A 17,521-nucleotide genomic window follows, 5' to 3' on the forward strand; every position below is an offset into this window, starting at 1 on the left:
CTATAAACAACCGGCTATTTTGTCTTTCCAAAAATCTAAGTGTTTTTCCCAAGCATGGCAGCCAAAAGGCAATTTTTCTTGGTTAATTTCGAAAGCGGTTTCAGGATAAGTTTCTATTGAAAATTTACAAGCAATCTTGTAATTAGGTATGTGTAACCTCTTTCTTTTTCGATTAATTTCTATTGACCAGAAAAGATCTTCGTTGAAAGCTAAATTCCTTAATCCAATATAGTAGTCGGCAAGTTTTTTCTCTTTGATGCTTAGTTCGTAAAATAGCTTGATATTCCTAAGTGAAAAACCTCCATTGCCTACCTTGTTGTAGAACTGCTTGCTTTTGGGCAATCCATTTCGTTTAACATTAAACTTGGTATACCAATAGCTTTTTAATTTGAATATAGCCACTTTGATAGCATTGCTATTTTTTATTGGCTTTAACCAAGGGGCGCCAATGTAATCAAAACCTAAACCGCACCAGTAGTTAAGGTCGTCTTTAAACACATATGCATCAGTTTGATAAATTAGCATGAACTGATATGACAAAAAGCTTTGGTAAAATTGCGAGGACAACATCAGCTCATTATAACCATGAATGTCTTTGAAAAAATGATCGTCAAAAACGATAACGTTATCAAATGGATACTTCTCCAATAATGCATTCACGTTAAGATGCCTGGGCTTAACCATCACTATATCGTTGTTTTTAAATATGTGGAAGCATTGCGTTAAAGAGATTTCTTCATAGCAGCTTAGTGCATTTTTATAAATTGGAACTACAACAACATTGTTATTCATGAGCTAGCTTTTTCTGCCTTTAATGTAATGCCTTATTCTTCTTACTTTATAGCGTAAATAAGTTAGTAAGCCTAAGTGCCTTAGAATAATTCGATCTCTATCTTTAAAGAATGCATCGTCTACAAACGAACTAGAATAACCACCTTCAGCGTATTCAGCTATCAAATAAGGCAAATACTTGAATTTATATAGTTTATCGCCAAAACATCTGATATTAAGATCATGATCAGCCCGGATTTTATAAGCTAAATTATATTGGTACTGCGAAAAAATATTTTTAGGATAGAAAATACATTGATGCGGAATATTAAGGGCCGCCACTTGAAAGGCGCTGTAAGGAAACCCCTTAATTTTACCACCTATTTTTATATTTCCATAATAAACAGTGTTGATGTCTTTTAGTGCATAGCACATTTCGCTAAATCCGGCTTCTAGGCGGTCATCTGCCCCTAAAAAGAAAAGCCATTCACCTGCGGCAATGTTAGCTCCCTTATTCATAGCATCATATATTCCGCGGTCAGGCTGCGACTGCCAAAAAGCTACATTTTCGGCGTGTGCCTTTACGATGGAAATAGTGTTGTCATTACTTCCAGCATCTAAAATAATGTGCTCAATATTAGGGTAGTTTTGCTCAATAACACTGCCAATACATCTCTCAATAAATTGCTCCGCGTTAAATACGGGTGTAATTACACTTATTAATGGAACGCTCTCATCCCGCTTTTTACCAAGTCCGTAACCACCTTTAATGTCCATTTTTCAGTCTCTTTTTAATGCCATTTACCATACGCACAAAAAATAGACTTAATGGATTTCCGCAAAGTCTACCTAAAAAAGTGCCCGACAGATAGAAGTTTGTTGAGTTTGTCTGTATCCATCGGCTTCTGAAAAAATGATCGTATTTTTTGATCATTTTTTCTCGCAGCTTAAAAAACGATTGGTCTTTGTTGCCCCGGCTTTTATGGGTGAGGTTAAAAGCAATAACGTAGCTTGAAAATCCACTAAGCTCAGCTCGCAAACATAAGTCAGTCGCATATAAATGAAAGCCTTTTAAATCAGCCGAAACATTAAGGTAGGTATGATTTTTAACCACGATAAAATTCTCGTCCAGCGAATGAACTTTCTGAGGAAAATTTCCTTTGCTCATAAACAAGTCATCGGGGTAAGAAATGTGGTAAACGATATGGTTTGGGCCTTTTGCACCTGCATTGCCACAAACCGCCCATGTTGAATCCTTTTCGGACAGCTCTTCTAGGCGAGCTCTTAAGTCATCAATATTATCTTTATTGAATAAAATATCCTGATGGCAGATAATGATGTATTTTCCCGTCGCTTGCTGCAAAAATAAGTTGATTCCCTGGTAACCGTCAAAGTTGTTTTTATCGCAATTGTCTAGATAGATGAACTCCGTATTCTGCTCGTTAAATCCGGCTGCTTGTAAAGATTCCAATAAAAGAGCATACTCCTCGCCCCTGCTTACTAATGTGCAAACAGAAAATTCATACGCATTAACTTGTTCTTCAATTGATTTCGCTCCAAGGTAGCCAATCATACGTTAATCATTAAAAGTTTGCATCTCAATTAAGCGATAGTAAAGGCCTTTCTTAGCCAACAACGCTGTGTGCGAACCTTTCTCCACAATTTCTCCCTTGTCAATAACTGCAATTTCGTCGGCATGTTGTATGGTGCTTAGTCTGTGTGCAATAACAATAGAAGTACGGTTTTGCATCAAGTTGTTTAAAGCTTCTTGCACCAATTTTTCCGATTCTGTATCTAACGCAGAAGTGGCCTCATCCAATAACATAATCGGCGGATTTGCCAGCACTGCCCTTGCAATACACACCCTTTGGCGTTGACCACCAGATAATTTATTACCACGATCACCTACATTAGTTTGATAGCCGTTTTCCGTGTTAACAATAAATTCATGGGCATTGGCAATTTTTGCTGCGTTAACAACTTCCTCTTCAGTTGCATCAGGTTTGCCAAAGGCAATGTTGTTAAAAATGGTATCATTAAATAAAAACGATTCCTGATTAACGATGCCCATTTGTGCCCTAATACTTTCTACAGTTAAATCTTTATAATCATGACCGTCTATCACCAAACTACCTTCTTTAGGGTCGTGAAAGCGAGGCATCAAATCCATCAAGGTACTTTTACCGCCCCCAGATGGGCCAACCAAAGCTACAGTTTTGCCTTTATTTATCGTTACGTTGATGTTTTTCAGAATCTGTTTATCACCGTAAGCAAAACTTACATTGTTCAAAATTAGCGCTTCGTTAAAGTTATCAAGTGTTTTTGCATCAGCTTTATTGGTCAGTTCAGCTTTTGTATCAATCAATTCCAATACCCTTTCTCCAGCGGCAATACCAGAGTGGATACCACTAAATGAATCTGTAAGTGCTTTGGCTGGGCGCATTACTTGAGAGAAAATAGCAATATAAGCAATGAAATCTGCAGGAGCTAACGCATTTTCTTCATTATGTAGAATTAAAGTGCCGCCATACCAAACAATAACGGCAACCATCAGCACGCCAAGAAACTCCGAAACTGGCGAGCCAAGTTGTTGGCGACGCACCATTTTTCTGTTAAGGTTAGAGTAGAAGATGTTTTCTTGGTTAAATTTTTCTTTGATCCTCTCTGATGAATTGAAGGCCTTAATGATTTTGATACCACTTAATGCTTCGTCCAAAAAGCCAATCATTTTAGCGAAAGATTCATGAGCTTCCTTAGCCTGTTGCTTTAATCTTTTTACAATTTTGCTGATGATAAATCCAGAAACTGGAATAACTAAAAGAGAAAAAAGGGTTAGTTTGGCAGAAATGGTAAGCAACATGATGATGTAAACAATTAGCGTTACCGGTTCTTTAAATACCACTTGCAGGGTATTGGTAACGGTAAACTGCACCACCTGCACATCCGAAGCAACCTTTGAAATGATATCTCCCTTTCGTTCATTGTTGAAAAAGCCAACATGCAAATTCATTACATTGTTAAATACCGAACGCCTGAAATTTAGTAAGGTGTGCACCCTTAAATCTTCCATAATACGCTGCGAGAAATATTTGAAAAGATTTGAAAGCAGTACAGAAATAACAATTACAACACACACATAAGCAAGCGTTTTTTCAGCACCAACTGAGTCGATTGAATTGTTCACAAAAGCTCTAAATTTCCCTAGGATATCAAATGTAGAGAGATGTTCGGCTGCCGGCTTAACCTCAACTTCTGATTTTTTAGTTTTTAAAAGAGTTTCAAAAAGAGGCGATAAAAGCGCAAGATTTAATGTGCCAAAAATGATGGACAACATTGTAGCTATTACATAGGGTATAGCAAATTTTTCTATGGGTTTAGCAAAGGATAATAACCTAAAATATATTTTCATTCAAAATGTACAAAGACAACAAAGTTACAGTAATTTAAATAATCTTGTATCATAAGGCTGTCTTAACTGCTTGTATTTGCGATAAATGATAAATTGTGTTTCTTTGTTGATATGATTAAGGCCAAAGTAGATATCGACCAGTTAATTGAAAAAATTGCGCAAGGCGATGTGCGGGCCTTGGCTAGGGCCTTAACTTTTGTTGAAAACGATATTTCGCCTGCAAACGAATTACTAAAAAAGCTTAAGCCCAAAAATGAAACACCAATTATTGGTATAACGGGTCCGCCGGGAGCAGGAAAAAGTACTTTGGTTAATGCTATTACGGATGTGTTTTGCCAACGACACCTCCGGGTGGCGATATTGGCTGTTGATCCCACTTCGCCTTTTAATTACGGATCGCTTTTAGGAGATAGGATCCGGATGGCTAAGCATTTCAACCATCCGGATGTGTATATCAGATCAATTGCCACTAGAGGTTCTCTTGGTGGTCTTTCAAGTAAAACCATGGAAATGCTTGATGTACTAAGAGCGGCTGCTTTCGATGTAATCCTAGTAGAAACCGTAGGTGTTGGCCAATCCGAAGTAGAAATTGCCGGTTTAGCTGATAAAACAGTTTTGGTATTAGTGCCGGAAGCTGGCGATGAAATTCAGCACATCAAATCTGGACTAATGGAGATTGCGCAAGCCTTCGTAGTCAATAAAGCAGATCGAGAAGGGGCGGATGGTTTCGCTAATAAACTTCAAAAAATGCTGAGGGAGCAGTATCAAAGTATTCCCGTTTTTAAAACCGTTGCAGAAAAGGCTTTGGGAGTTGAAGCTTTATGCGACTGGATGTTAAACACCCAAACAATGCCAAACAATAAAAAAGCTTACCTGCTAGCTCAAAAAGCATTTCAATTAATTGAGGCAAAAAGGATGAAAGATGTTGATAAGACAAAACTGATATCGTTACTAGAAAATAGGCAAAATTCAGAGAATTTTAATCTTTATGCATTTGTTGATGACTTTGAAGCAGGTGTTTTGTAAGCGTGTATTAAATTTAGTACTCCTGTGCTGTTTGTAATAAATCACTCCGTTCTTGGTATCATTCCAGTATTTCTTTAAATTCCACTTTAAAATAGCTGTGTATCAATTAAAAAACTTGTTTTTTAAGGTTTTTTGCGCTTAAGGGCAGGTTTGGAACGGAGTTTGTGTAACGTTTTGAGATTATAAAAATTTGTTTAATTTTGTAATGCAAAAAATTATACAATAAAATATTTTGTTTAACCTTAAAAAGAAAATTATGAATTATTCTACTTTAAAAAAGGGCGTTGCAGCTTCTTTAGTAGCTTTAGTGGGAGTAACATCTCTTGCTAGCGCTCAGGATGCTCCAGCAACTAGCTCATCTGCCAAGGTATTTGGTGGTAGAGCACAGTACAGAACCTGGTCTTTAGGTGTTAATGCAGGTGTTTTGGCTCCAGTTGTAGTAACTGGCGGTGCAAACGACTATTCTAACTGGGATGTTAACTTAGGTTATGGTATCTCTTTACGTAAGCAATTAGGCCATGCTTTTGGTTTAGAAGCTAATGTTTTCCGTGGAAAAGTTTCGGGTAACAACGAAAAAGTTGGTGCTCCTAACAACATGTTCGAAACTGAGCTTCAGTATGCTGCTGATATCAGAGGTGTTGTAAACGTTGCAACTGTTGACTTCTTACGTCGCGAAAACTCAGTTAATTTCTTCGTTACTGCTGGTTACGGTTTAGCTGCTTACAATCCAATTGTAACTGCTTCAAATGGTACAGTAACTAACTGGAAAACTTTGAAAGAAGCTAGAGGTATCAATGATTCTTATGTGAAACAAGCGTACATCCCTGTAGGTGCTGGTATCAAGTTCAAAGTTTCTGATCGTGTATCTTTCAACTTAGCTTATACTATGAACTTTGTTGACGGTGATAACTTCGATGGAACTTATGCTAAAACGCCTTCTAACGATAAGTTTTCTTACACTTCAGCTGGTTTAGAGTTCTCATTAGGTTCTAAATCTAAACCTAACTTGGATTGGGTTAACCCATTAGCTATGATGTATGATGAATTGAAAGATCCTTCATTACGTCAAGAAGTTGAGGCTTTGAAAAACCGTGTTGCTAACGTAGAAAAATCTGTTGAAGATTTGAAAAAAGATAGCGATGGTGACGGTGTTGCTGATATGTTTGACAAAGAACCTAATTCAGCTCCAGGTGCTGTAGTTGATGGTTCTGGTCGTACAATCAAATTCCCTGAGCCAACTACTACTGCTGCTGCTACTTCAAGCGTAACTGGTTTCGAAACTATCCAGTTTGAGTTCAACAGTTCAGTATTGAAAACAGAATCATACCCTACTTTAGATAAATTATCTTCTATCTTGCGTGAAAACGGTGGTAAAGTGACTGTAGCTGGTCACGCTTCAAGCGAAGGTACTGCTGCATACAACATGAAGTTATCTAAAGATAGAGCTAACTCAGTAAAAACTTACTTAGTAAATTCAGGTGTTAACGCTAGCAGCGTAGCTGTTAAAGGTTACGGTGAAACTAAACCAATTGCTTCTAACGATACAGAAGAAGGTCGTATTCAAAACCGTCGCGTTGAAACTTCTAGAAACTAATTCTTTCTAGTAAAAAATATAAAAGAGTCCCGGTTTTATATCGGGACTCTTTTTTTATGCCTAATTTTGCGCTATAAATCTTAATACATACTAACATATCATGAAGAAAATTATCCATTCAACTAATGCTCCCGCTCCAATAGGCCCATATAGCCAAGCTGTAATAGCTAATGGTTTCTTATTTGCATCAGGTCAAATTGCAATTAACCCAGAAAGTAATGAGCTCAACATCGATTCTTTAGAAGAAGAGACACATCAAGTAATGCGCAACATTAAAGCTCTGTTGGTAGAGTCGGAATATGGCTTCGAACATATTGTAAAAACCACCATATTTTTGTCGGACATGTCTTTATTTGCTGCCGTAAATGAAATCTATGGATCTTATTTCGAAAGCGACTTTCCTGCAAGAGAAACCGTAGCGGTTAAAGGTCTTCCTAAAGGCGTAAACGTAGAGATTTCTGTAACTGCATATAAAGGCTAGTCGTTGGTGTCAAGTAATAAAACAAAGTATCTAGCCTCAGGTGTATTTGCTGCCGTTATTTGGGGTTTTTTTGCCATTCCTTTGCGCAATCTTCAAGGCTATCCATCTGAGCAGATTTTATATTACCGGATTTTTACATCGTTACTGGTAATCTGGCTGGCTATCTTTTTATTTAGAAGAAAGGAATTGCTGGCAGATATCAGTTATTTTAAGCAAATTGATGGATTAAAACGTAGGCAGCTGATATATCAGATTGTTGGCGCAACCATTTTATTGGTACTTAACTGGTACACTTTTATTTATGCCATCAACAATGTAAGTATCAAGTCGGGTGCTTTTGCTTACATGGTTTGCCCATTAATTACTGCCTTTGGCGGGTTCATCATTTTAAAGGAGCACCTGTACAAAATACAAATTGTGGCGCTTGTACTAGCTACTGTAAGTATACTTATGCTTGCAACCGGCTCGTTGCTGGAAGTCACTTGGTCGGTGGTAATTGCTGCGCTATATGCGTTTTACCTAATTATACAGCGTAAAATGCAAGGACTTGATAAGCTAAATGTACTAGCGGTACAAATTACCATTTCTGTTATAATGATGCTTCCTTTCTTCATTTATCAGCATACGGGATTGCCCTTGGAAAGTAGTTTTTGGTTGAACATTGTGCTTATCGCAGTGCTGTTCACAGTGTTTCCATTGTTTTTAAGCCTTTTTGCTTTAATCGGCATTCCATCGTCAACCTTGGGGATCATTATTTATATCAACCCTATTATTGCTTTTGCCGTAGCGATTATCTATTTTAAGGAAAAGATTGACCCGCACCAACTTACTGCCTACGCACTATTGTTGTTTGCTGTTTTTCTGTTTAACTGGAACCTAATTAAAGGTATGATTACTTTTAAAAGAAATTAAAAGCTTTGTACGCATCTAACTTAGAGACTCCTTTAGCCTACTTGAAAGGTGTGGGCCCTAAACGTGCTGAGTTGCTGCATAAGGAACTAGGTTGCTTTACCTGTGAACAGCTTTTACATTATTATCCATTTCGATACATCGATAGAACCCGGTTTTACAAAATTGCTGAGCTTAATCCTGATATGCCATTGGTGCAAATAATAGGTAAGGTGATGAGCAGGGAAATTGTTGGTGAAAAGCAAAAAAGACGAATTGTAGTTAGGTTTCAGGATGATACCGGAATCATGGAGCTAGTGTGGTTTCAGGGCTTAAAATGGGTGGAGGATAATATCTTTACTGGAAATTATTACATCGCCTTTGGCAAGCCTACATTTTTTAACGGTAGTTTTAGCATATCGCATCCCGATTTGGAAACTTACCCCCGAAAAAACACTGGAATAACGGGAAACATTACGCTTCAACCGATATACCATTCAACAGAGAAATTAAAGAAGAATTTTTTAGATAGCAAAGGAATCCAAAAACTGCAACAGCAGGTTGTAGAACAATTTGCTAGGGAAGTTAGAGAAACCTTGCCACAGCATATATTGGATAAGTATAAGCTGATCAGCAAAAAAGATGCGCTAATTCACATCCATTTTCCTGCAGATGCAAAGTGGCTGCAACAAGCAGAGCGCCGCCTTAAGTTTGAAGAGCTATTTTTTATTCAGCTACAACTGTTGCATAATAAGCATTTAAGAAGTTTAAAGTTCAAGGGAGCGTTATTTAGTAATGTGGGTACTCGTGTTAACAGGTTTTATAGCGAAATTATCCCTTTTGATTTAACTAATGCACAGAAACGGGTGGTTAAAGAAATTAGACTTGACACTCAACGAGGTGCTCAAATGAACCGCTTGGTGCAGGGCGATGTGGGTAGTGGAAAAACCGTAGTTGCGCTAATGAGCATGTTGCTTGCCAATGATAACGGTTGTCAGGCCTGTATGATGGCACCTACGGAAATTCTAGCCCGCCAACACTACGAGTCCTTAGTTGGGATGTTGAAAGGCGAATTGGTGAATGTTGCTATACTTACTGGAAGTACCACCAAAAAACAGCGTACCGTTTTACACCAGCAGTTGGAAAGTGGAGAAATTGATATTTTGGTTGGTACCCACGCACTAATTGAGGATAAAGTGCGATTCAAAAACCTAGGTTTGGTAGTGATTGATGAGCAACATCGCTTTGGTGTTGAGCAGCGAGCAAAGCTTTGGCGGAAAAACGTAGTGCCTCCGCATATTTTGGTGATGACAGCTACGCCCATTCCACGAACGTTGGCGATGACTTTATACGGTGATTTAGATGTTTCTGTTATTGATGAGCTGCCCGCAGGGAGAAAACCGATACAAACGCTGCATTTTGTGGAAAGTAGGCGCATGCGCATGTTTGGGATGATGAAAGAGGAGATTGCTAAAGGCCGTCAGGTCTATATCGTTTATCCATTGATTAAAGAGAGTGAGAAATTGGATTTGCTTCATTTGGAAGCTGGTATTGAGCAGTTGAGCTATCAATTCCCAAGGCCGCAATATCAAATCAGTATAGTGCATGGAAAACTTAGTAATGCAGATAAACAGTTTGAAATGCAGCAGTTTATTGACGGCAAAACACAAATTATGGTAGCCACTACTGTGATTGAAGTTGGTGTTAATGTGCCTAATGCTTCGGTGATGGTGATTGAAAATGCAGAGCGATTTGGTCTATCGCAATTGCATCAATTACGTGGGCGAGTTGGCCGTGGCGCTGAGCAGTCGTTTTGTATTTTAATGTCGAAGGACAAACTTAATCCTACGTCTAAAAAGAGGATTGAGACCATGGTTCGCACCAATAATGGATTTGAAATTTCGGAAATTGATTTGGAATTGCGTGGCCCTGGAGATATCACTGGCACTATGCAAAGTGGTACTGTAGAACTTAAAGTTGCAGATTTGGCAAAAGATCAAGTGATTTTGCAAGAGGCACGAAATACCGTTATTGAACTTCTCGATAAGGATCCAAATGTTCAACTTCCTGAAAATATTTTGCTAAGAAATTACCTTGCTAAAAAGCATACGGGCATTAGTTTCGACAAGATTTCCTAGCGCTCATTTGTAGACTTAAAAACGTTTTCAAAAACTTCGTAAGTCTTTTGCATTTCAAAAAACAGACTACTAAAATGATTGCGTTTATATGGCGGCTAACTAAATAAGTCTAACTGATTATCCGGTTTCTTTGCCTTTCCAAACACCGTCCTACCTCCGTACTTCCATGAATCTGCTCTTTCTTTTTCAATCAATTCATCAAAGTTTCCATTTGGGATGAAATCTTTTTCTGCCCGTGCAGCAATTTGGTAAAGTGATTTAATTGCCTGTGCTTTATCACTATTGCCAATTTTTGATTTTTGAATGGCATCATTCAACGTGTTAATGGTTTCATCGTAAACATTTACTGGAACCGGAAAAGGATGCCCATCTTTACCACCATTTGCGAATGAAAACCTTGCTGGATCCTTAAACCGTGAAGGAGCGCCGTAAATTACTTCGCTAACCAGGGCTAACGACTGCAAAGTACGAGGACCCAAACCTTCTAGTAATAACAGTTCATCGAAATTAGAGATGTTGTTATTCTGTGCCAGCCATAAAACAGAACCTAGCCGTTTTAAATCAACGTCTTTTGCTTTTACATCATGATGCTTGGGCATCACTAGTTTGCTAATTTCTGCAAGCATTTTTTGCGGGGGTTCAGCCATTATTTCCAACATGGAATTTTTAACCGGCTGCGCCTTTTTATCCGTAAGGTTTAAAATTTTACCCTGATTTTGCCCGTAAATAAACGTATGTGGAGCATCGGTAAAGGATTGTACATTTGCAGAGTGCCAATGATACCTCCTGGCAGTTGAGCTGATATCACTCATGCCTTGCTGCACTACCGTCCACTCACCTTCAGTACTTACAATAAAATTATGCTGATAAAGCTGGAAGCCATCCTGTATTGCTGTGTTATCTACCTTTGCGGAGAGTTTGCTGCTTCGCACTAAATTGTCGGCATCTAAACCGTGCTGTAACGCAAACTTATTCAGTTCGGCTGGTGTTTCTCTTGAAAACTTACCTTTACCACCGCAAACATATAAACCAAAGCTTGCAGCGTTAGGATTGATTGCTTTTTTCAAAGCAGCCATTACAGAAGTAGTAATACCAGAGGAATGCCAATCCATGCCCATTACTGCGCCCAGGCTTTGAAACCAAAAAGGGCTGCTCATTCTGCTTAAGAAATCTTTTTTGCCTTTGTTGGCTAAAATTTGCTCCGTAATGGCCAAGCCTAATTTTGCCATCCGTTCGGCAAGCCAAGGCGGAACGGCGCCATAATGTAAAGGTAAATCAGCAAGACCTGTTCTTTTCATTTGCTAACAAATTTAGCAAAATTTAGCGAATTAATGCATTAAGATTTTGAAAGTTTAAGCAGGGAGTAGAGATTTAAGATGTTTTCATTGCACTTACGACATTTCCAAAACTTCGTAAGTGTTCTTTAGTGATTTTAAAGAAAGCGGAGTAATTTGCAAAGGGGTGATATCCTTTTTGTAGCAATCATTTTGAACTTCGGATAGCGTACACAAAAAGATTAAACGCATCCCGAAGTTATCGGGACAGGTCGGGCGGGAACATAGCAACATAGAAGCACATTGTTTGCGCCTCTAATTAATGCAATTCACTGTTTAAGGATTAATCCTCGTCGCTGCCTGGAGCAGAACCACTGCCTGTGTAGGCTCCTTTACGAATAATAGGCATCTTTAAATGCTTGTACAAATCGTCTAAATGGAGTAAGCTGCCATTGGTTAGGTTACCTAAAAAAATTACCACAATATCTTTGTCCAAATCTCTCACATAAATGTGTCGGAAACCATGCCACCAGCCTGTATGATAAACCACCTTATCCATTCCTTTGCCATCGAACATGCGCCAGCCATAGCCATAATTAAAGTGACCATTAACAGGTTTATTCCTGCCTTTATAGGCTGAGTCTAAAGATGAATTTTTGAGCAGTCTTTCGTTACGAAGGTATTTGTCGTACAATACCAAATCATGTATTGTGCTATAAATTCCTTTATCACCAACTGGCCCATCTAAAAAGTTTTGTACCACAGAGTAGCGGAAACTATTGCGATCATGCCCTACTACGTCTACCGGAATTTTTTCATACTCCGCTTTCGAATATACATGAGTGTGTTTCATCCCGGCGGGTTTAAAAATATGTTCCATCATGTATTGCGAATAACGCATGCCGCTCACTTTTTCAACAATAGCACCTAATACCATGTAGTTCGAGTTGTTGTAGTGAAATACTCTGTCAGGTTGTGTGTATGGATTAGGTTTTTTCTCGGCAATCACATCCATTACTTCTTGGTTGGTGATGCCTTTTTTCATGTTGCGTTTTTCTTTGCGCCAAATGTCATCTATAAAGTACACGTAATTCATCATTCCACTACGGTGTGGTAACAACAGCCTCACCGTTATACCATCATAAGGGAAATTTGGAAAGAATTTTTTAACGTTATCATCTAGGCTAAGCTTGCCTGCTTCCACTAATTGCATAATGGCAGTACCAGTAAAAGTTTTAGTGATAGAAGCCAGCTCAAATTCAGAATTGATTTTTAAGCTATCGCGATGCAGGTAATCTGCCCAGCCCTTAGCGCCTTGATAAATGATTTTCCCTTCTTTAGCTACTAGAACGTTGCCATTAAAATTGTATTTTTTATGAAGATTATTTACGAAATCAGCAATCCACTTGTCTTCTTTCTTATTGTCGTAAACCAATAGCAGGCTGTCAGCTTTATCATCTTCGGGTTTTCTGAGTTTTTTATTTTCAGCACTTTTCTTCTCTTTTTCTTCTTTGCTAGTGCAGGCGGTTAGGGTACATACGGAGAGGGCTATAGCTGTAAGTAGTATATTAAATTTCATTGATGTGTAGCAAGTGTTAAAAGCTGGAAAATTAAGCATTCTTTAAAACTTAACGACAAAAGAGTTTTAAACATTGTTGTGCTAAACTATTAATTGGATTTCGATCATCACTTGGCGGATTTTACCATGCCATCTATTTTGTAAGGTCAATTTATTCGACTTAAAAATTCATTCAGTATATAAGAGCAAATTTTTGATGTGATCACAGGTATAAGTACCAAAGTAAACTAAAAAGCCCCAACTTTTGGTCGGGGCTTTGCGCCTTTGCAGGCTATTTTTCTTCTTCGAAGAATCGAATTATTTAACCTAATGTGTAGGCTTAAACTTTTGCTTTTTTGTAACGCTCTGCAACTGCATCCCAGTTAACTACATTCCAAATTGCAGCTAAATAATCAGGGCGTTTGTTTTGGTATTTTAAGTAGTAAGCATGCTCCCAAACATCAATACCAAAAATAGGCGTACCTTTTTGTTCAGCAATATCCATTAATGGATTATCCTGATTTGGTGTAGATGAAACAAACAGTTTGCCATCAGCACCTACAGAAAGCCAAGCCCAACCTGAACCGAAACGAGTTGCACCTGCTTCTTGAATTTTAGTTTTAAAATCAGCGAAAGAACCGAAAGCTTCGTTAATTGCTTTTGCTAAATCTCCGGTTGGCTCGCCACCTTTGTTAGGACCTAACACAGTCCAAAATAAAGTGTGATTAAAGTGGCCACCACCATTGTTGCGCACAGCTGCAGGGAACTTCGAAATGTTTTTGATGATATCCTCGATGTTGCTGTTAGCTTCAGGTTTGCCTTCCAAAGCTTTGTTTAAGTTGGTAACATAAGCTTGGTGATGTTTTCCATGGTGGATTTCCATGGTTGCTTTGTCGATATGTGGTTCTAATGCGTCTGTTGCGTATGCTAACGCTGGTAATTCAAAAGCCATAATAATATGTATTTTAAGGTTATTTAAATGTTATCTCTACAAATATAATAGAGATACGTTAAGTTTTATTCAATTGTTTGTCAACTTTGTTTGCGCTTATTGATAAAAAATGCTGACATTAAACTGCCGCATTCTTCGGCCAAAACACCTCCAGTTAACAACGTTTTAGGGTGCAAAAGGTTTTGGTTGATCTTGGTAAAACCTCTTTTTTCTTCTTTAGCACCATACACCACTCTGCTAATTTGCGTCCAGTAACTTGCGCCTGCGCACATTACACAAGGCTCAATAGTAACGTAAAGTGTGCAATCTTTCAAATACTTACCACCCAAGGTTTGAGCTGCTGCGGTAAACGCCTGCATTTCGGCATGTGCAGTAACATCGTTCAACTGCTCAGTAAGGTTGTAGCCCCTACCAATGATTTTTCCCTTGCAAACCACGATTGCGCCAATAGGAATTTCCTGCGCATCGTAAGCTTTTTTAGCTTCGTTTAAAGCCAAGCGCATAAAATGCTCATCTTCCTGTTGTGGGTTGGTACCTGATTCGAAATTATAGAAAGACATTTGATTTACGATTTTAGATTTACGACTTACGATTGGGGTTAGTCATCGGGTTTGCGGGCTTTAAACTTTCTGACATTTGATTTACGATTTTAGATTTACGAATTACGATTAGGGTTGGTCATCGGGCTTGTGGGCTTTAAACTTTCTGACATTTGATTTACGATTTTAGATTTACGAATTACGATTGGGGTTGGTCATCGGGCTTGTTGGCTTTAAACTTCTGATTATATCAACTTACTGCCGTTTGGCACTTTACGTTCTACAGTGCTTAATACGATATCACCGTTCTCGTCGGCAAAGCCTGTTACCAGAAATTCGCTCATGAACTTGCCAATCTGTTTTTTAGGAAAGTTTACCACGCCAACAATCTGTCTTCCAATTAAATCTTCAATGGTATAATGTTTAGTGATTTGCGCACTGCTCGTCTTTATTCCAAAATCGCCAAAATCTACTTTTACTTTGTAAGCGGGTTTCCTAGCTTCCGGATAGTCAAAAGCTTCAATAATTGTTCCTACTCTAAGTTCTACCTTTTCAAAATCGTTCCATGTGATTTCTTCCATCCTGTAAAAATAATATTAAACCACCAAGACACGAAGCGCACAAGGTTTATTTAAAGAAGTATTTATAAATTATCTTTTCCCGTGCTATTTGCGGTTATAAAACAAGTTTCTGTAACTAACTACTGATTCCTAACAACTGACCACTTTTACATATCTTTGCGAAATGGTAGAAATCAAGCTAAAAAAAGGTAAAGAAAAAGCGGTTTATCAACATCACCCATGGATATTTTCAGGTGCACTGGATAAGGTAAAAGGAAAACCTGCAAATGGAGAGGTAGTACGTGTGATAGATGCAAATGGAGAATTTTTGGCTTATGGATATTACAACGATCAATCGAGAGTGGCAGTTAGGCTGATAGAATGGAATGAGGAAGCCACAATTGATGCAGATTGGTATGGAAGTAAAATTAAAACTGCCATTGCTGGGCGTGCTAATTTATTGAATGAAAACACCACCGCTTGTAGGTTAATTTTTAGCGAAGCCGATTTTTTGCCTGGCTTAATTGTAGATAAATATGCTGATTTCCTTTCGGTACAAATTTTAAGCTCCGGAATTGAAAAAGCGAAGGAGGTAATTATTTCGGCTCTTGTAAAGCTGTTGCAGCCTAAAGGTATTTTTGATAGGAGTGATGCTACTGCTCGTACACATGAAGGCATCACCGCCGAGAATGGCTTGCTTTGGGGAGAAAATCCAGAGGAGTTTATCGAAGTAAAAGAAAACGGCATTAAGTACCACATCAACATTGCTGAAGGACAGAAATCTGGATTCTATTGCGACCAACGTGATAACCGAAAAATCTTGGCTTCTTACACCAAAAATAAAAAAGTGCTCGACTGCTTTAGCTATAGTGGCGGTTTTAGCTTAAATGCCTTGCTGGAGGGCGCATCCCATGTAACATCGGTAGATAGCTCTGCTTTAGCAATTGAAACGTTAAAACAGAACATTGCATTGAACCAATTTGATGCCAGCAAACATACTGCCATACAAAGTGATGTAAACAAGCAGTTACGTCAATTTAATGATGAGTTGCAGAAATTTGATGTGGTGGTGTTAGATCCTCCGAAATACGCACCGTCTCGCTCTGCGTTGGATAGAGCTGCTCGTGCCTATAAAGATTTGAACCGTCGTGGTTTGATGCTGTTAGAAAGCGGAGGCTTATTAGCTACTTTTTCTTGCTCAGGTGCAGTCGATATCGAAACCTTTAAGCAAATTATCGCTTGGGCGGCTTTGGATGCTGGTAAGGAAGTGCAAATCATCAAACAGTTTTGCCAGCCGGAAGATCATCCCGTAAGGCTCTCTTTTCCAGAAGGTGAATATTTAAAAGGCTTGTTGGTGCGTGTAGTATAAGCAAAACAATTTCTGTAAATTGGTGTTGAACAAACCAACAAACAGAAATACCAATGCTTCTTATCAATAATATTCGGCTGAGTAGAATAGTACGTAATACTTGGCAGGTAGATTTAATTATGATTGCTTCCTGCATGGGAGCTTATTTCATTCGCGAGTACCTAATTGCACACCATTTTTCTATCCCAACCATTATTCCAACGGTTTTAGGAACTGCAATTGCTTTTTTTATAGGTTTTAACAATAACCAAGCTTACGATAGATGGTGGGAAGCAAGAAAAGTTTGGGGAGGCTTGGTTAACGATTCTCGGTCTTTTGCCAGGAGTTTACTAAGTTATGTGCCGCAAAGCGAAGCAAATGATGTAATTGTGAAACGGATGATCCGCAGGCATATCGCATTTTTGTATGCACTTAAAGGCGCTTTAAGGGGTGTAGCTGATACCAATTATCCTAAGTACTTGGATGATGCTGAATGGAAATATGTAGATAAACAAAGCAATAAGCACAATGCAATTTTGCACAAACAATCGGATGATTTAGAACTGCTCTCAAAAACCAACCAGGTTGATGGTTTTAGGTTCATCCAAATTAATGAAATGTTGGTGCGTTTTAGCGATGAGATGGGTATGAGCGAACGAATTAAAAATACGGTATTCCCAACTACCTACAGCTACCTCACTAAGGTTTTCATTTGGCTTTTTGTGGTAAGTTTTACCTTAGTAATCAGTCAGGAAATGGGTGTATGGTCAATTTTTATGGGCTGGATGATTGGCTTCGTATTTGTATCGACCCAAATTAACGGGATGAATTTGGTTGATCCGTTTGAAAACAACGTAGCTGGAATTCCACTAAATCAAATTACCAGAACCATCGAAATTAATTTGTTGCAGATGATGGGAGAAGAAGAAATACCGGCGCCCGTTACACCAATTAACGATGAGTACGTATTGTAGTTATTAGGT

At 38.5% G+C, this 17,521-nt stretch carries 16 protein-coding genes; 7 read left to right on the forward strand and 9 right to left on the reverse strand.

Translation table 11 applies throughout. The features are described 5' to 3' along the window. Genes DUT68_RS11260 through DUT68_RS11275 form a run of 4 tightly spaced genes read right to left on the reverse strand, consistent with a single transcriptional unit; the run spans position 1 to position 4,180 of the window. Complete coding sequence (locus DUT68_RS11260; protein ID WP_113638300.1) at positions 1 to 792, reverse strand: DUF5672 family protein; 792 nt, start codon at positions 790 to 792, stop codon at positions 1 to 3. A 3-nt stretch (positions 793 to 795) separates the two neighbouring features. Further along, on the reverse strand, positions 796 to 1,548 hold the full coding sequence (locus DUT68_RS11265) for a glycosyltransferase family 2 protein (RefSeq protein ID WP_113638301.1): 753 nt from the start codon (positions 1,546 to 1,548) through the stop codon (positions 796 to 798). Beyond that, the gene (locus DUT68_RS11270; protein ID WP_113638302.1) at positions 1,538 to 2,344 is read right to left on the reverse strand and encodes an acyl esterase; all 807 of its coding nucleotides are present in this window, start codon (positions 2,342 to 2,344) and stop codon (positions 1,538 to 1,540) included. The genes DUT68_RS11265 and DUT68_RS11270 overlap by 11 nt, the downstream gene beginning before the upstream one ends. Before the next feature lie 3 nt (positions 2,345 to 2,347). Then, positions 2,348 to 4,180 (reverse strand): ABC transporter ATP-binding protein, encoded by a 1,833-nt coding sequence (locus DUT68_RS11275; protein WP_113638303.1) that lies wholly within the window; start codon positions 4,178 to 4,180, stop codon positions 2,348 to 2,350. Between the two features lie 111 nt (positions 4,181 to 4,291). Here DUT68_RS11275 and meaB point away from each other — a divergent pair, with 111 nt between their 5' ends. The 5 genes from meaB (at position 4,292) to recG (ending at position 10,307) form a co-directional block, all read left to right on the forward strand. Further along, positions 4,292 to 5,206 carry a methylmalonyl Co-A mutase-associated GTPase MeaB gene (gene meaB, locus DUT68_RS11280; RefSeq protein ID WP_113638304.1) on the forward strand — a complete coding sequence of 305 codons (915 nt, stop codon included), beginning with the start codon at positions 4,292 to 4,294 and terminating at the stop codon, positions 5,204 to 5,206. A gap of 256 nt (positions 5,207 to 5,462) precedes the next feature. After that, the gene (locus DUT68_RS11285; RefSeq protein ID WP_113638305.1) at positions 5,463 to 6,800 is read left to right on the forward strand and encodes an OmpA family protein; all 1,338 of its coding nucleotides are present in this window, start codon (positions 5,463 to 5,465) and stop codon (positions 6,798 to 6,800) included. A gap of 100 nt (positions 6,801 to 6,900) precedes the next feature. After that, positions 6,901 to 7,281 carry a RidA family protein gene (locus tag DUT68_RS11290; RefSeq protein WP_113638306.1) on the forward strand — a complete coding sequence of 127 codons (381 nt, stop codon included), beginning with the start codon at positions 6,901 to 6,903 and terminating at the stop codon, positions 7,279 to 7,281. A 6-nt stretch (positions 7,282 to 7,287) separates the two neighbouring features. After that, on the forward strand, positions 7,288 to 8,193 hold the full coding sequence (locus tag DUT68_RS11295) for an EamA family transporter (protein WP_113638307.1): 906 nt from the start codon (positions 7,288 to 7,290) through the stop codon (positions 8,191 to 8,193). 5 nt (positions 8,194 to 8,198) lie between these two features. Then, the gene (gene recG / locus DUT68_RS11300) at positions 8,199 to 10,307 is read left to right on the forward strand and encodes an ATP-dependent DNA helicase RecG (RefSeq protein WP_113638308.1); all 2,109 of its coding nucleotides are present in this window, start codon (positions 8,199 to 8,201) and stop codon (positions 10,305 to 10,307) included. A gap of 95 nt (positions 10,308 to 10,402) precedes the next feature. Here recG and DUT68_RS11305 read toward each other — a convergent pair whose 3' ends face one another. The 5 genes from DUT68_RS11305 to DUT68_RS11325 all read right to left on the reverse strand — a co-directional run bounded on the left by DUT68_RS11305 (position 10,403) and on the right by DUT68_RS11325 (position 15,211). Then, positions 10,403 to 11,605 (reverse strand): DUF763 domain-containing protein, encoded by a 1,203-nt coding sequence (locus tag DUT68_RS11305; protein ID WP_113638309.1) that lies wholly within the window; start codon positions 11,603 to 11,605, stop codon positions 10,403 to 10,405. Between the two features lie 319 nt (positions 11,606 to 11,924). Next, positions 11,925 to 13,160 carry a serine hydrolase domain-containing protein gene (locus tag DUT68_RS11310; protein ID WP_113638437.1) on the reverse strand — a complete coding sequence of 412 codons (1,236 nt, stop codon included), beginning with the start codon at positions 13,158 to 13,160 and terminating at the stop codon, positions 11,925 to 11,927. A 319-nt stretch (positions 13,161 to 13,479) separates the two neighbouring features. After that, positions 13,480 to 14,091 (reverse strand): superoxide dismutase, encoded by a 612-nt coding sequence (locus tag DUT68_RS11315; RefSeq protein WP_113638310.1) that lies wholly within the window; start codon positions 14,089 to 14,091, stop codon positions 13,480 to 13,482. 80 nt (positions 14,092 to 14,171) lie between these two features. Further along, the gene (locus DUT68_RS11320) at positions 14,172 to 14,651 is read right to left on the reverse strand and encodes a nucleoside deaminase (protein WP_113638311.1); all 480 of its coding nucleotides are present in this window, start codon (positions 14,649 to 14,651) and stop codon (positions 14,172 to 14,174) included. Positions 14,652 to 14,875: 224 nt separating this feature from the next. Further along, positions 14,876 to 15,211 (reverse strand): tRNA-binding protein, encoded by a 336-nt coding sequence (locus tag DUT68_RS11325; RefSeq protein WP_113638312.1) that lies wholly within the window; start codon positions 15,209 to 15,211, stop codon positions 14,876 to 14,878. Positions 15,212 to 15,374: 163 nt separating this feature from the next. Here DUT68_RS11325 and DUT68_RS11330 point away from each other — a divergent pair, with 163 nt between their 5' ends. Together DUT68_RS11330 and DUT68_RS11335 are read left to right on the forward strand one after the other, a co-directional pair. After that, positions 15,375 to 16,559, forward strand: coding sequence for a class I SAM-dependent rRNA methyltransferase (locus tag DUT68_RS11330; RefSeq protein ID WP_113638313.1), 1,185 nt, complete (start codon positions 15,375 to 15,377; stop codon positions 16,557 to 16,559). A gap of 53 nt (positions 16,560 to 16,612) precedes the next feature. Continuing rightward, entirely contained in the window at positions 16,613 to 17,512 is a 900-nt protein-coding gene (locus DUT68_RS11335) for a bestrophin family protein (RefSeq protein ID WP_113638314.1), read from the forward strand. Positions 17,513 to 17,521: the final 9 nt, after the last annotated feature.

Origin of the sequence: Pedobacter zeaxanthinifaciens (genome assembly GCF_003313335.1) — a bacterium.
In the GTDB taxonomy this organism is placed as follows: domain Bacteria; phylum Bacteroidota; class Bacteroidia; order Sphingobacteriales; family Sphingobacteriaceae; genus Pedobacter; species Pedobacter zeaxanthinifaciens.

What these genes read in the sequence shown, in the direction of transcription:
- DUT68_RS11260 (WP_113638300.1), bottom strand. Translation starts at nt 792, where the DNA reads ATGAATAACAATGTTGTTGTAGTTCCAATTTATAAAAATGCACTAAGC.
- DUT68_RS11265 (WP_113638301.1), bottom strand. Translation starts at nt 1,548, where the DNA reads ATGGACATTAAAGGTGGTTACGGACTTGGTAAAAAGCGGGATGAGAGC.
- DUT68_RS11270 (WP_113638302.1), bottom strand. Translation starts at nt 2,344, where the DNA reads ATGATTGGCTACCTTGGAGCGAAATCAATTGAAGAACAAGTTAATGCG.
- DUT68_RS11275 (WP_113638303.1), bottom strand. Translation starts at nt 4,180, where the DNA reads ATGAAAATATATTTTAGGTTATTATCCTTTGCTAAACCCATAGAAAAA.
- meaB (WP_113638304.1), top strand. Translation starts at nt 4,292, where the DNA reads ATGATTAAGGCCAAAGTAGATATCGACCAGTTAATTGAAAAAATTGCG.
- DUT68_RS11285 (WP_113638305.1), top strand. Translation starts at nt 5,463, where the DNA reads ATGAATTATTCTACTTTAAAAAAGGGCGTTGCAGCTTCTTTAGTAGCT.
- DUT68_RS11290 (WP_113638306.1), top strand. Translation starts at nt 6,901, where the DNA reads ATGAAGAAAATTATCCATTCAACTAATGCTCCCGCTCCAATAGGCCCA.
- DUT68_RS11305 (WP_113638309.1), bottom strand. Translation starts at nt 11,605, where the DNA reads ATGAAAAGAACAGGTCTTGCTGATTTACCTTTACATTATGGCGCCGTT.
- DUT68_RS11310 (WP_113638437.1), bottom strand. Translation starts at nt 13,160, where the DNA reads ATGAAATTTAATATACTACTTACAGCTATAGCCCTCTCCGTATGTACC.
- DUT68_RS11315 (WP_113638310.1), bottom strand. Translation starts at nt 14,091, where the DNA reads ATGGCTTTTGAATTACCAGCGTTAGCATACGCAACAGACGCATTAGAA.
- DUT68_RS11320 (WP_113638311.1), bottom strand. Translation starts at nt 14,651, where the DNA reads ATGTCTTTCTATAATTTCGAATCAGGTACCAACCCACAACAGGAAGAT.
- DUT68_RS11325 (WP_113638312.1), bottom strand. Translation starts at nt 15,211, where the DNA reads ATGGAAGAAATCACATGGAACGATTTTGAAAAGGTAGAACTTAGAGTA.
- DUT68_RS11330 (WP_113638313.1), top strand. Translation starts at nt 15,375, where the DNA reads ATGGTAGAAATCAAGCTAAAAAAAGGTAAAGAAAAAGCGGTTTATCAA.
- DUT68_RS11335 (WP_113638314.1), top strand. Translation starts at nt 16,613, where the DNA reads ATGCTTCTTATCAATAATATTCGGCTGAGTAGAATAGTACGTAATACT.